Raw genomic sequence first — 14,184 nt, forward strand, 5'->3', positions numbered from 1 at the left:
GTCGCGCGGTGCGGCACCCACGATTCGGTGCGGGCGAACGTGCGGCACCCACGATTCGGCGCGGGCGAAGCTGCGCCACGCACCCGCGAGACGGCGCACCACCCCGCGGGGCGCCGTCAGTCGGCGCGCACCAGGAGGTCGCCGACTTCGCAGTCGAGAGCGCGGCAGATGGCCGAGAGGGTCGAGTAGCGGATGGCGCGGGCGCGGTCGTTTTTGAGGATCGAGAGGTTCACGACCGAGACGCCCACGATCTCCGACAGCCGTGTGAGGGTCATCCCACGCGCGGCGAGCAGCTCGTCGAGGCGACAGTGGATGCCGGTGAGCTCGTCGTCGTCGGCCGGGCTCACACGAGCCCCTCGGAGTCTCGCTGCAGGCGTGCACCGTGCCGGAAGATGACGGCCAGGGCGGCGAACGCGAGTCCGGCCGCCAGCGGCCAGAACGGGAACGTGAGCTCGAAGCCGGGCTGCGGCAGCCACGCCTGGAAGACGTCTTCGATGCCGGCGACCTCCTCGTATCGGCCCGACTCCCACGTCAGCAGCTCGGCCGCCGCCATGCTGCCGGCGATGTCGCTGAGCAGCTGCGCCGCGACGCCGCCCGCCGCGACCACCACGGCCGTCACCGTCGCCATGCGCGCGATGACCGGAGCGAACGCACGCCCGGCGATCAGCTGGAAGCACGCGACGGCGAGGAGAGTCGCGATCACCCCCGGAATGAGGATGCCGAGGCCCTGCCCGATCGCCCAGCACACCCGCACCCCGGTGCTGAGGCCCGTCGCGACGATCTCGGCGGTGACGAAGCCGCCGCCGACTCGCATGGCGGTGGGCCCCTCGACGACGGTGCCGGCCGGGAGCTCGGGCCAGAACTCGCGCACGGGGACCGCGACCCGGATGTCGTCCTGCAGCAGTGTGGTGAGCACCACGACGACCGCCGCGATGACGCAGATCGCCGCCCACAGCGCCGAGACCGACAGGGTGACGCTGACGAGCGGCGAGGGATCTCCGGTGCGCCGCGCTCGCCGGGAGGCGATCACGAAGGCGACCGCGAGGCCCACGATCACCGCGAGCCCGATCCAGACGATCGGTCCCACGACCCACATGTTCGACATCTCAGCTCAGTCCTTCCCTGTCGCGGGTGCTTCGGCATCCTCCGCGATGACCATAACGAAAAACGTTGTTAACGAGAAACGATATGTCTGCCCGTACGGCGGTGTCAATCGGCGGTGCGCCCCCAGCGAACACGGGCATACCGGCATCCCGCGGTGGTTATCGTCATTCGTAAGCGCCAGAAGACTCGGCGCGTGAAGGAGTGGACGATGTTCGAGAGATTCACGGACCGTGCCCGTCGTGTGGTTGTGCTCGCCCAGGAAGAGGCGAAGATGCTCAACCACAACTACATCGGCACCGAGCACATCCTGCTGGGCCTGATCCATGAGGGAGAGGGCGTCGCAGCGAAGGCGCTCGAGAGCCTCGGGATCTCGCTGGATGCCGTGCGCGAGCAGGTGCAGGACATCATCGGCCAGGGTCAGCAGCAGCCGACCGGCCACATCCCCTTCACCCCGCGTGCCAAGAAGGTGCTCGAGCTGTCCCTGCGCGAAGCGCTGCAGCTCGGCCACAACTACATCGGCACGGAGCACATCCTGCTGGGCCTGATCCGCGAGGGCGAGGGCGTCGCCGCCCAGGTGCTGGTGAAGCTCGGCGCCGACCTCAACAAGGTGCGGCAGCAGGTCATCCAGCTCCTCAGCGGCTACCAGGGCAAGGAGCCCGCCGGGGTGTCCGCCGGTGCCGGTGAGCAGAACCAGCCGGCCGCCCAGGGCGGTTCGGCCGTTCTCGACCAGTTCGGCCGCAACCTCACGCAGGCCGCGCGCGACAACAAGCTCGACCCCGTCATCGGGCGCGAGAAGGAGATCGAGCGCGTGATGCAGATCCTGTCGCGCCGCTCGAAGAACAACCCCGTCCTGATCGGCGAGCCCGGCGTCGGCAAGACCGCCGTCGTGGAGGGTCTCGCGCAGGCGATCGTCAAGGGCGATGTGCCCGAGACGCTCAAGGACAAGCAGGTCTATTCGCTCGACCTCGGCTCGCTCATCGCCGGTTCCCGTTACCGCGGTGACTTCGAGGAGCGCCTGAAGAAGGTCACGAAGGAGATCCGCACCCGCGGCGACATCATCGTCTTCATCGACGAGATCCACACGCTCGTGGGTGCCGGCGCCGCGGAGGGTGCGATCGACGCCGCGTCGATCCTCAAGCCGCTGCTGGCCCGTGGTGAACTCCAGACGATCGGCGCCACGACCCTCGACGAGTACCGCAAGCACTTCGAGAAGGACGCCGCGCTCGAGCGCCGCTTCCAGCCCATCCAGGTGGCCGAGCCGTCGCTCCCGCACGCGATCAACATCCTGAAGGGGCTGCGCGACCGCTACGAGGCGCACCACAAGGTGCAGATCACCGACGGCGCGATCGTCGCGGCGGCCAACCTCGCCGACCGCTACATCTCCGACCGCTTCCTGCCCGACAAGGCGATCGATCTGATCGACGAGGCCGGCGCACGCCTGCGGCTGTCGATCCTCTCGAGCCCGCCGGAGCTGCGCGAGTTCGACGAGAAGATCGCCAAGGTCCGCGAGGACAAGGAGCGCGCGAGCGAAGACCAGGACTTCGAGAAGGCCGCATCGCTGCGCGACGAGGAGAAGAGCCTCCTCGCCGAGCGCCTGCGTCTCGAGAAGCAGTGGCGCTCGGGTGACGTCGCCTCGCACGCGGTGGTCGACGAGGGTCTGATCGCGGAGGTGCTCGCCCAGGCGACCGGCATCCCGGTGTTCAAGCTCACCGAGGAAGAGACCAGCCGTCTCATGTTCATGGAGAAGGCGCTGCACCAGCGCGTCATCGGCCAGGAAGAGGCGATCGCGGCGCTGTCCAAGACGATCCGTCGTCAGCGTGCCGGCCTCAAGGACCCGAAGCGTCCGTCGGGCTCGTTCATCTTCGCCGGCCCCACGGGTGTCGGAAAGACCGAGCTCGCCAAGGCGCTCGCGGAGTTCCTGTTCGATGACGAGGGTGCGCTGATCTCGCTCGACATGAGCGAGTACGGCGAGAAGCACACCGTGTCTCGCCTGTTCGGTGCTCCTCCGGGATTCGTCGGCTTCGAAGAGGGCGGTCAGCTCACCGAGAAGGTGCGCCGCAAGCCGTTCTCGGTCGTCCTGTTCGACGAGATCGAGAAGGCCCACCCGGACATCTTCAACTCGCTCCTCCAGATCCTCGAGGAAGGTCGTCTCACCGACGGCCAGGGGCGCGTCGTCGACTTCAAGAACACGGTCATCATCATGACGACCAACCTCGGTTCCTCGGCCATCGCCGGCGGACCCGTCGGGTTCCAGGTCGAGGGCAACGCGCAGACGAGCTACGAGCGGATGAAGGGCAAGGTCGACGAGGAGCTCAAGCGCCACTTCAAGCCCGAGTTCCTCAACCGCCTCGACGACATCATCGTGTTCCCGCAGCTGAGCAAGGACGAGCTCCGTCAGATCGTGGGCCTGTTCACGAAGCGGCTGAGCGAGCGCCTGCTCGACCGTGACATGACGGTGGAGCTGTCGGATGCCGCGAAGGACCGTCTCATCGAGATCGGGTTCGACCCGACGCTGGGTGCACGGCCGCTGCGTCGTGCCATGCAGCGCGAGGTCGAGGACAAGCTCAGCGAGAAGATCCTCCACGGCGAGCTCAACAGCGGCGACCACGTGAAGGTGGGCGCGGAGAACGGACAGTTCACGTTCGAGCACGGCCCGCGCGGCGAGAAGGTCGCGATCGGTGTCGGCGCGGCGGGGGAGATCTCCGCGACACCCGACATCGCGGCCAGCGCCTGATCTGACGCACGACACGAAGAGCGGATGCCACGCGGCATCCGCTCTTCGTCGTTCCTGCCGCCGGATATCGATATGTTGCCAGATTCCACAAAGTGCTTGCGCTCGGCGGGAGTGTCTGTCTAGAGTGCTGACGAAGCGTTTCCGCGAAGCGTTTCGATCATTACCAGCACGGACGACGGAGTCGACATGGCGAACATCACCCAGGTGGCTGAGGCCGCCGGTGTGTCGATCTCCACCGTGTCGTACGCGCTCAGCGGCAAGCGGCCCGTCGCGCCGGATACGCGACGTCGGATCGAAGCGGCCGTGCGTGACCTCGGTTACAGCCCGAACGCGGGCGCCCGGATGCTCGCGGGCCGTCGCACGCAGATCTTCGCCCTCACCGAGCCGCTGCGGGCCGACTCGCACGCCCCGACCCACATGTCGTTCGTGCTCGCGACGACCGTCGCCGCCCGCCGCCACGACTACGACATCCTCCTCCTCACCGACGAGCAGGCCTCGGCCGGGATGGGGCGGGTCGCCTCGAGCGGTCTCGTCGACGCCATCCTCGTGCTCGACGTCGGCCCGGACGACGAGCGCGTGCCCCTCGCTCGATCCATCGACACGCCCACGATCTTCATCGGCGTGCCCGACGACCGCGACGGCCTCGTCTGCGTCGACCTCGACTTCGAAGCCGCTGCAGCCCTCGCGGTCGACCGACTCGTCGACGCCGGCCACGCGAACCTCGGTCTCATCGGGCAGCCCGCCGTCGCCTACGAGAAGTCCAACTTCCCGCCGCGCCTGCGTCGCTCGTTCGAGGCGCGCGCCGTCGAGCGCGGTGCACGGGTCGCTTTCCGTACGTCGGGTGACCGCGCGACGAGCATCCCCGCCACGCGCGCGGCGGTGGGCGAGATGCTCGACGCGGGCGTCACCGCTCTCGCCGTGCACGCGGCCGACGACGTGCACCACGCCGTGCTCGCAGAGCTCGCCGAGCGGGGGTTGAGCGTCCCCGGTGACGTGTCGCTCCTCTCCGTCGCCGCATCGTTCGACACCGAGCAGCTTCCCCTGCCGGTGGATGTCATCCCGCTGATCCCCGAAGCGTCCTGCGACCTCGCGGTCGAACTGGCGCTGCAGAGCCTGACACCCGAGCCGCCCTCGGCAGGCCTCCACCTCATCGCACCCACCTACCTCGATCGCGGGTCGATCGCGCCGCCGCGGCGCTGATCCGCACCGTCCGCCCAACTGAACACCGCGTTTCTGCATCTGCATCATCGAAGCGCTTCGACACCCTTCGTCGAAGCATCCGCATCCCGAACGACCAACGAAGGTCACTGAGAAAGGAGTGCCACCGATGGCACGCAATACTCACCACACAGCACGGTTCGGAATCCCTGGACCCGCGCTGCGCCGCGCCGCGGCCGGACTCGCCGTCGTCACCGTCGGCGCGCTCGCCCTCTCGGCCTGCACGACGAGCACCGAAGACCCCGGCACCACCGAGGGCGGCACGCTCAAGCTCTGGCACTACGAGGGAGCCGACAGCGCCATGGGCAAGGCGTGGGCCGAGGCCATCTCCGTCTTCGAGGAGGAGACGGGGGCGACGGTCGAGTTCGAAGAGAAGTCGTTCGAGCAGATCCAGTCCACGGCGAGCCAGGTGCTCGACACCGACGCTGCGCCCGACCTCATGGAGTTCAACAAGGGCAACGCCACCGCCGGCTTCCTCGCCAGCACGGGCCTCATCAGCGACATCAGCGACGCCGTCGACGAGTACGGCTGGGCCGACAAGCTCGCCCCGTCGCTCCAGACCACCGCGAAGTACACCGACGACGGGGTCATGGGCGGCGACACCTGGTACGGCATCCCCAACTACGGCGAGTTCGTCGGCGTGTACTACAACCTCGACGCGTTCGCCGACGCGGGCCTGGAGGTTCCCACGACCTACGACGAGTTCGTGGCCGTGCTCGACGCCTTCGTCGCGAAGGGCATCACGCCGCTCGCCGAAGCCGGCGCGGAGTACCCCCTCGGGCAGCTCTGGTACCAGCTCGCGCTCAGCCAGGGCGACCGTCAGTTCGTGAACGACTACCAGCTGTACGAGAACCCCGTCGACTGGCAGGGGCCGGAGATCACCTACGCGAGCCAGACCCTCGCCGACTACGTCGAGAAGGGCTACATCGCCTCCGACGTCTCCTCGGTGAAGGCGGAGGATGCCGGTGTGTCCTTCATCAACGGCACCGCGCCGATCTTCGTGTCCGGCTCGTGGTGGTACGGCCGCTTCGTGAGCGAGGCGACCGGCTTCGACTGGACGATGACGGCCTTCCCCGAGGCGACGCTGTCGCTCGGCTCGTCGGGCAACCTGTGGGTCGTGCCCGAGAACGCCGCCAACAAGGAGCTCGCCTACGAGTTCATCGACATCACCATGCGTCCTGAGATCCAGGCGATCATCGGCAACAACGGCGGTGTGCCCGTCGCAGCCGACCCCGCCGACATCACCGACGAGAAGAGCCAGGAGCTCATCACGGTGTTCAACGGCATCCTCGACGCCGACGGACTGTCCTTCTACCCGGACTGGCCCGCGCCCGGCTTCTACGACGTGATCGTGCAGCAGTTGCAGGGCCTCGTCACCGGTTCGCAGGACGTCGCCACGACGAACACGAACCTCGGTGCCCAGTACGACGAAGGAACCGCCGACTTCCGCTGAGTCGACGTCCGACCGAGGCGACGGGTGCGGCCCTCACCGCGCCGCACCCGTCGCCCGTCCGTCCCGCAATCGAGGAGAACCATGACCACCGCCACGCGCCCGCGGCGGCAGAAGCTGCCGCCCGAGGAGCCGTCGATCCCGCAGCGTTCGGGAGGGACCGCCGCCTACTGGCCCTACCTCCTGCCCGGTCTCGTGCTTCTCGTCGTCATCGTGCTCGTGCCGCTCGTGTGGAACGTGTACCTCACGTTCACGAAGTGGCGCGGCGTGCGCGAACCCGAGTTCATCGGGCTCGACAACTGGACGAAGCTGCTCACCGACGCGGACTTCTGGACCTCGTTCGGCAACTCCGTCTGGATGGTCCTGGCGATGGTGGTCGTCCCGACGATCGTGGGCCTCATCGTCGCGGCGCTGCTGTTCGACGTCATCGGCCGCAAGTTCGGCGGCAAGCTCGGCAGCTTCCTCCGCGCCACCTACTATCTCCCGCAGATCCTCCCGGTCGCCGTCGCCGGCATCGTCATCGGCTGGATCGTGCGGCCCGGCGGCGAAGGCGCGCTCAACCAGATCCTCGCCCTCGTCGGCATCGGACCGGTCGACTGGCTGGGGCAGATGCCCTCCGCGCTCATCGTGCTGATGGTCGTGCTCGTGTGGGTGCAGATCGGCTACCCGGTGGTCGTGTTCATGGCCGCCCTCCAGCGCGTCGACCCCGAGCTCTACGAAGCGGCCGAGCTCGACGGCGCGAACTGGCTGCAGCGCTTCACCGCGATCACGATGAGCATCATCCGTCCCGAGATCTTCGTCGTCACCCTCACCTGCACGATCGCTGCGCTCAAGGTCTTCGGCCCGGTGTACGTCATCACCGGCGGCGGCCCCGCCGGCGCGACCCTCGTGCCCGCGTACTACGCGTACCAGGAGTTCTTCACGAAGCGGAACGTCGGCTACGGCGCGACGATCGCCACCGTCCTCACGATCGTCGTCGTGATCGTGTCCGTCATCTTCATCCGGGTGCAGTCGTCGCTCGAGCGCAAGGAAAGGGCAGGTCTGTGATGGCTGCCACCACCGTCCTCATCGCGGATGCCACGACCCCCCGCGCCGCGAAGCCGCAGCGCCGCCCCCGCGGCGGCATGACCCGCAAGCGCGGCATCGACTGGCTCATGCTGGTGCTCGTCTCCCTCGGCGCCCTGCTCGTGCTGGCGCCCTTCTACCTCGTGCTGGTCAACTCGTTCAAGTCGCCCATCGACTATGCGAACTCCGGACCGCTCGCCTTCCCCGAAGCGCTGGACTTCACCGGCATCCAGAAGTTCTGGGAGCGCGTCAACTTCCCCCAGAAGGTCTGGAACTCGATCTTCATCTCGGGGATCGTCGCCGTGCTCGCGGTGCTGCTGTCGATGCTCAACGCCTTCGCGATCGGCATCGGCCGCGTGCGCGGACGCACGTGGATCGTGCTGCTGTTCCTCCTCGCCAACCTGCTGCCCCAGGAGGCGCTGCTCTACCCGCTGTACTACATGTTCAAAGAGGTCGGCCTCTACGACAGCGTCTGGGCGGTGATCATCGTCTTCACCGTCGTGCAGGCGGCGTTCGGCACCTACCTGCTCTCGGCGGTCTACGGCACGTTCCCGAAGGAGGTGCTGGAGGCGGCATCGCTCGACGGTGCCACCCGCTGGCAGATCCTCTGGCGGGTCGTCTTCCCCATCAGCCGCCCCACCCTGTCGGTGCTGCTCATCTTCTTCTTCATCTGGACGTGGAACGAGTTCCTCATCCCGCTGACCTTCCTCGCCTCCAACGCGAACCAGACGGTGCCGGTCGCCATCAGCGTGCTGCAGGGCGATCGCCTGATGGACGTGACGACGACGAGCGCCTCCGCGCTGCTCGGCATCATCCCCACGCTCATCTTCTTCCTCATCTTCCAGCGCACCCTCACGCGCGGCATCACGGCAGGAGCAGTCAAGTAATGAAGTTCACCGACGGGTTCTGGCAGCTGCGCCCCGGAGTCACCGCGCTGTACGCCCAGGAGGCGTACGACATCGAACCGACGGATGCCACGGCCGACGGCCCCGGCATCCGGATCACCGCCCCCACCGGCGTCATCACCGGTCGCGGCGCGACCCTCAACCGCCCTGTGCTCACCGTCACGCTGTCCTCGCCGCTCGAGGGCGTGATCCGTGTGCGCGTCTCGCATCACGAGGGCGGTCGCCGGCAGGGGGGCTTCGAGACCCCCGGCGCCGCGGCGGGCGGTGTCGGCGACGTCGAGATCGGTGCCGACGGCGGTGTGCTGCGCACCGGCACGCTCGCGGCCCGGATCGCGCCCGGCGCTCCCTGGTCACTGGCCTTCGAGGTCGACGGTCGCCGCGTCACCGGCAGCGGCAACAAGGCGCAGGGCTACGTGCGGCTCGCGGCGGACGCGGCCGTCGACCACGGCATCGTCGGCAACGCGCGCGCCGAGACCGGCGTGCCCGATGAGCGCGTGTTCGTGCACGAGCAGCTCGACCTCGGCGTGGGAGAGACGATCTACGGCCTGGGGGAGCGGTTCGGTCCGCTCGTGAAGAACGGCCAGTCCGTCGACATCTGGAACGCCGACGGCGGAACGTCCAGCGAGCAGGCGTACAAGAACGTGCCGTTCTACGTCTCGTCGGCCGGATACGGCCTCCTCGTCAACGACCCCGGTCACGTCTCGTTCGAGGTCGGGTCGGAGGCCGTCGAACGGGTGCAGTTCGCCGTGCCGGGCGAGGTGCTCGAGTACTTCGTGTTCGCCGGACCCACCGCCGCCGACGTGCTCCACCGCTACACGGCGCTGACCGGGCGCGCCCCCGTCGTGCCGGCGTGGTCGTACGGACCCTGGCTGTCGACGTCCTTCACGACCGACTACGACGAGGCGACCGTCACGTCGTTCATCGAGGGCATGGCCGAGCGCGAGCTCCCGCTGTCGGTGTTCCACTTCGACTGCTTCTGGATGCGCGAGTTCAACTGGTGCGACTTCGAGTGGGACCCGCGGGTCTTCCCCGACCCGGAGGGCATGCTCGCGCGCCTGCACGAGCGGGGGCTGCGTGTCTCGGCGTGGATCAACCCCTACATCGGCCAGCGCTCGCCGCTGTTCGAGGAGGCGTCGAGCCGAGGCTTCCTCGTGCGCCGCGCCGACGGTTCGGTCTGGCAGTGGGACCTGTGGCAGGCGGGCATGGGCCTCGTCGACTTCACCAACCCCGACGCCACCGCCTGGTACCAGGGCCACCTCCGGCGGCTCCTCGCGCAGGGCGTGGACTGCTTCAAGACGGACTTCGGCGAGCGCATCCCGACCGAAGTGGTCTGGCACGACGGCGCCGACCCCGGCCGGATGCACAACCTCTACACCCAGCTCTACAACCGCGCGGTCCACGACGTGCTCGTCCAGGAGCGCGGGGCGGGCGAGGCGGTGCTGTTCGCGCGGTCGGCCACCGCGGGCGGGCAGACGATGCCCGTGCACTGGGGCGGCGACAACACGTCGACCTTCGTCTCCATGGCCGAGAGCCTGCGTGGCGGCCTCTCCCTCGCGATGAGCGGCTTCGCGCACTGGAGCCACGACATCGGCGGCTTCGAGGGCACACCCGACCCGGCGGTCTTCAAGCGGTGGACCGCCTTCGGTCTCCTGTCGAGCCACAGCCGCTTCCACGGGTCCGACTCGTACCGCGTGCCGTGGGCGTTCGACGAGGAGGCGGTGGAAGTGACGCGCCGGTTCTCGCACCTGAAGATGCGGCTCATGCCGTACCTGTACCAGCTGGGGCTGGATGCCGCCGAGACCGGCATCCCTCTCATGCGTCCCCTGGTGCTCGAGTTCCCGGACGACCCGGCCGTCGCCTATCTCGACCGGCAGTACATGCTCGGCCCGAGCCTGCTCGTGGCTCCCGTGTTCTCCGCCGAGGGCGACGTCGAGTTCTATCTCCCGGCGGGAGCGTGGACGAGCCTGCTGACGGGGGAGACGGTCGAGGGTGGCCGCTGGCTGCGCGAGCGGCACGGGTTCGACTCGCTGCCGCTGTACGTCCGGCCCGGCGCCGTCCTCCCCTGGGGCGCGCGCGTGGACAGGCCCGACTACGACTACACCGACGGACTGCAGCTGCGGGTGTTCCCGGGTGGGGAGGGCGCGGCATCCGTCGTCGTCACCACCCCCGACGGCGCCGCCCGCACCTACGAGGTCGACCGGGCGGACGTCACGCGGTGAGCGGGGCGACGTCGACCGAGACGCGGAGGGTCGAGGTCTTGGCCTTCGTGTAGATGATGCCCTTCACGGGCGATACGTCGCCATAGTCGCGGCCCCACGCGACCGTGACGTAGCGGTCGTCGGCCCACTGGTCGTTCGTCGGGTCGATCGCGAGCCACTCGTCACGGCCCGGGAGCCAGACCGCGAGCCACGCGTGCGACGCGTCGGCCCCGAAGACGCGCTCCTTGCCCGGCGGGGGCTGCGTCGCGAGATAGCCCGACACGTACCGCGCGGCGACGCCGTGCGAGCGAAGGCACGCCAGCGCGACGTGCGCGAAGTCCTGGCACACCCCGGCGCGGGCGCGCATCGCGTCGGCGACCGTGCTCGTGACGGTCGTGGCGGTCGCGTCGTAGTCGAAGTCGCGGAAGATCCGCTGCATGAGGTCGGTGACCGCCTCGCCCAGCGGACGCCCGGGAGTGAGCGAGACCGCTCCATAAGCGGCGGCGTCCGCATCGTGGCGGGCGCGAGGCGACTCCAGCGCGTACTCCGCCGCACGCCACGCCTCCGGCGTCTCGGGGTGCTCCAGCGGCCGTGCCCGTTCCCACGGCAGGGCGAGTGCGTCGGGGTCGTACTCGGGCTTGTCGACCTCGACGACGCTCGAGGCCACGATGGTCAGCGCCGCGTGCGGCTCGGTGACGTGGAAGTAGGTCGACGCGTTGCCGAAGTAGTCGACGTCGGGGGCGAGGTCGCCCGGCAGCGGGTCGACCGTGACGTCGGCGTCCGAGACGCGCTGCCACGGAAGATCGCGCGGCACGAGATGGAACTGCCCGACGCTGTCCTGCACGGGCTTGGCGTACGTGTACGCCGTGCGATGCCACACGCGATAGCGCCTCATGCCCGCGTCTCCATGAGCTCGACGAGCGCCAGCTCCGACAGCGACACCGCCGGAGGGCCGCTCTCGAAATGCAGCCGGCTGATGGCATCCGACAGTCGTTCCAACTGGGCGACGACATCGTCGAGGTACGCGGCGAGGTGCGGGCGGCGTCCCGCCGTGACCGCCGACAGCTCCGCGACGTCGAGCTGTCGCAACTGCGACACGAGGTGCTCGAGGAGGCGCTCGGCGCGGGTCGAGCCCGTCGACGCGGGCATGGCCGCGAGGTGCCTGCCGAGCTCGTCGAGCGAGAACAGCAGCGACCGCGGGTTGTCGCCATCGAGCAGCAGCAGGTCGAGCACGTCGGCGGTGCGCGTGGACCCGCGGTAGCGGCGGCGATACGTGACGACGCTCTCGGATGCCAGCAGCAACGCCTCCAGCACCTCGCGGTCGCCGCGCAGGTCGCGACGCTGCGTCGCGCCGACGCTCAGCAGCTGACACAGCTGGAGTCCGCGCTCGAGGTGACGACCGGCCTCGATCATGTGCCAGCCGCTGTCGCGGATCATGTTCGCCGTGACGCCGTACAGCGACAGCATCGCCGCGAGCATGCGTCCGCCGGACTCCGCCGTGCGGTGCGCGTGGACCGAGCCGTGCAGCGCCCGCGTCGCGCGGTCGATGTTGGAGAACACGCGCCACGTGTCGCCGGACAGCTGATCGCGGACGCTCTCCATCGCTTCGCGGAGGCGGGCGATCGAGTGCGCGGCGGATCCCGGGCGGTGCACGTCGAGCAGCAGCGAACGGAACTCGGCCTCCGGATCGGCCCACCGCGTGCCGGCCAGACGGTTCAGCGCCGCCAGGAGCACCCGGGCGCTGCGCTCGTCACCGGAGGGCGCGCCAGGCTGGTCGAACTCCGCCTGCGTCGCCAGCAGCAGGCGCAGGAGGTCTTCGGTGCGCTCGGCGTAGCGGCCGATCCAGTACATGTCGGAGAGCGCGCGCGGTGCGAGGGCCGGCACCGTGCGCGCCGTCGGCAGCGGGGTGATCTCGGTGAGGCCCTGATCGGCATCCGATTCGGTGGCCTTGAGCACCCAGACGTCCTTCGTCACGGGAGCCGACGTGGGACTCTCCCGCACCGTCGCGAGGCCGCCCACGAGCGGGCGGTAGGCCGAGCCGTAGCGGAGGGTGAAGGCGCGAAGGCTCATCGCGCGCGCCGTCGCCGAGCCCGTCTCGGTGCCACCCTCGCGGGAGGATGCCGCGCGCGACGACCAGACGGGCGCCTGCGAGAGCGGCTGCAGCTCCTGGCCGACGAAGCGGTGCGGTGTCGCGTCGAGAAGCGCGAGGACCTCCGCGGTCGAGCGGCCCGCGAGCGCCTTGCGGGGCTCGTCGATCGCGCGCACGATGAGGGTCGGGTCTCCCGCGACGAGCCGTGCGCGGACGAAGGCGCGATCGTCGGGATCGCCGCACCACCACGTCGGCACCGACGGCAGCCGCAGCTGCTCGCCGAGCAGGTGCTCGCACGCCGCGGGGAGGAAGGGCATGAGGCCCGGATTCTCCAGCACGCCCGCGCCGAGGCCGTTGACCAGGCGCACCCGGCCGCGACGCACCGCCTCGGCGAGCCCCGCGACACCCAGGCGGGAATCGGCGCGCAGCTCCAAGGGGTCGCACCACGCGGCATCCACTCGCCGGATGATCACGTCGATGCGTTCGGTGGGTTTCGTGGCGGGCCACCTGGCGGGCTTCATCCACACCCAGCCGTCCTGCACGACGAGGTCACTGCCCTGCACGAGCGGGAAGCCCAGCGCACCCGCCAGGAACGCCTGATCGAACGCCGTCTCGGAGAGGCTGCCCGGGGTCATGATCACGATCCGCGGATCGGTGACGTCGCCCGCGCCGTCGGTGTGGGAGAGCAGCGCGGCCCGGAGGGCGGCGAAGTAGGGCTCCAGCCGGTGCAGGTCGCCCTCCTGATGCAGGTCGGGGAGCACCTGCGAGAGCACGCGACGGTTCTCGGCTGCGTACCCAAGCCCCGACGGGGCCTGCACCCGGTCGGCGAGCACGTGCCAGTCGCCGTCGGCAGAACGGCCGAGGTCGGTCGCCGACAGGAGCAGCGGATGCGGGTCGAACGCGCTCGCGCGGCCCATCGGACGGATGAAGCCGGCATGACCGACCACGACGGATGCCGGCACGATGCGCTCGCGCAGCAGCGTCTGCGGGCCGTACAGATCGACGAGGACGGCGTTGAGAAGCTCCGCCCGCTGCGCGAGGCCCACGTCGAGCGGAGCCCATCCGGCGGCGTCGATCACGTGCGGCAGCGGGTCGAGCTGCCACGGCTGGGCTCCCGAGTCCGCCCGGATGTAGGAGACGCCGTCGTCGGCGAGGAAGCGGGTGATCTCGCCCTCCACGCGCCGCAGATCGTCGCCGGTCAGCGCGAGGGCGTGCGTCGCGAGGCTCTTCCACCCCGCCCGGAGTCCCCCGTCGCCGTCGACGACCTCGTCGTAGCGGGCCGCATCGAAGCCGGAGCCGCCGAGGCCGGTCGCACCGAAGCCCGCGTCGCCGAATCCCGCGGCGGGCGCGTCGAACGGCAGTGTCGGCTGCGACACTGCCGTGGCGTAGTCACGCAGCACACTCACGCCGGGCCCTCCTCC

Annotated in this window: 10 protein-coding genes; 6 read left to right on the forward strand and 4 right to left on the reverse strand. The window is 69.5% G+C overall.

Translation table 11 applies throughout. The features are described 5' to 3' along the window. Positions 1 to 116: 116 nt before the first annotated feature. On the reverse strand, positions 117 to 347 hold the full coding sequence (locus ACSQ18_RS01385; protein WP_144806971.1) for a helix-turn-helix domain-containing protein: 231 nt from the start codon (positions 345 to 347) through the stop codon (positions 117 to 119). Further along, a complete protein-coding gene (locus ACSQ18_RS01390; protein ID WP_436035277.1) occupies positions 344 to 1,105 on the reverse strand; it encodes a hypothetical protein in 762 nt (253 codons plus the stop codon). The genes ACSQ18_RS01385 and ACSQ18_RS01390 overlap by 4 nt, the downstream gene beginning before the upstream one ends. Before the next feature lie 207 nt (positions 1,106 to 1,312). On the opposite strand from ACSQ18_RS01390, the gene ACSQ18_RS01395 reads away from it, so the two are divergent. From ACSQ18_RS01395 to yicI, 6 genes are all read left to right on the forward strand, one after another. Continuing rightward, positions 1,313 to 3,838: an ATP-dependent Clp protease ATP-binding subunit gene (locus ACSQ18_RS01395; protein WP_144809041.1), complete on the forward strand. Its 2,526-nt coding sequence runs from the start codon at positions 1,313 to 1,315 to the stop codon at positions 3,836 to 3,838. Positions 3,839 to 4,024: 186 nt separating this feature from the next. Further along, positions 4,025 to 5,038, forward strand: coding sequence for a LacI family DNA-binding transcriptional regulator (locus ACSQ18_RS01400; protein ID WP_436035278.1), 1,014 nt, complete (start codon positions 4,025 to 4,027; stop codon positions 5,036 to 5,038). 127 nt (positions 5,039 to 5,165) lie between these two features. After that, the gene (locus ACSQ18_RS01405; protein WP_301039128.1) at positions 5,166 to 6,509 is read left to right on the forward strand and encodes an ABC transporter substrate-binding protein; all 1,344 of its coding nucleotides are present in this window, start codon (positions 5,166 to 5,168) and stop codon (positions 6,507 to 6,509) included. A gap of 81 nt (positions 6,510 to 6,590) precedes the next feature. Further along, positions 6,591 to 7,553 carry a carbohydrate ABC transporter permease gene (locus tag ACSQ18_RS01410; protein ID WP_144806975.1) on the forward strand — a complete coding sequence of 321 codons (963 nt, stop codon included), beginning with the start codon at positions 6,591 to 6,593 and terminating at the stop codon, positions 7,551 to 7,553. After that, complete coding sequence (locus ACSQ18_RS01415) at positions 7,553 to 8,458, forward strand: carbohydrate ABC transporter permease (RefSeq protein WP_436035279.1); 906 nt, start codon at positions 7,553 to 7,555, stop codon at positions 8,456 to 8,458. Before ACSQ18_RS01410 ends, ACSQ18_RS01415 begins: the two co-directional genes overlap by 1 nt. Beyond that, entirely contained in the window at positions 8,458 to 10,695 is a 2,238-nt protein-coding gene (gene yicI / locus ACSQ18_RS01420) for an alpha-xylosidase (protein ID WP_436035280.1), read from the forward strand. Before ACSQ18_RS01415 ends, yicI begins: the two co-directional genes overlap by 1 nt. On the opposite strand, the gene ACSQ18_RS01425 is transcribed toward yicI, so the two are convergent. Then, positions 10,685 to 11,569 carry a transglutaminase family protein gene (locus ACSQ18_RS01425; protein WP_436035281.1) on the reverse strand — a complete coding sequence of 295 codons (885 nt, stop codon included), beginning with the start codon at positions 11,567 to 11,569 and terminating at the stop codon, positions 10,685 to 10,687. The two genes, yicI and ACSQ18_RS01425, sit on opposite strands and share 11 nt — an antisense overlap. Then, a complete protein-coding gene (locus tag ACSQ18_RS01430) occupies positions 11,566 to 14,169 on the reverse strand; it encodes a circularly permuted type 2 ATP-grasp protein (RefSeq protein ID WP_436035282.1) in 2,604 nt (867 codons plus the stop codon). Before ACSQ18_RS01430 ends, ACSQ18_RS01425 begins: the two co-directional genes overlap by 4 nt. Positions 14,170 to 14,184 lie beyond the last annotated feature (15 nt).

The organism is Microbacterium sp. LjRoot45, from assembly GCF_964253325.1.
Taxonomy (GTDB): Bacteria; Actinomycetota; Actinomycetes; order Actinomycetales; family Microbacteriaceae; genus Microbacterium.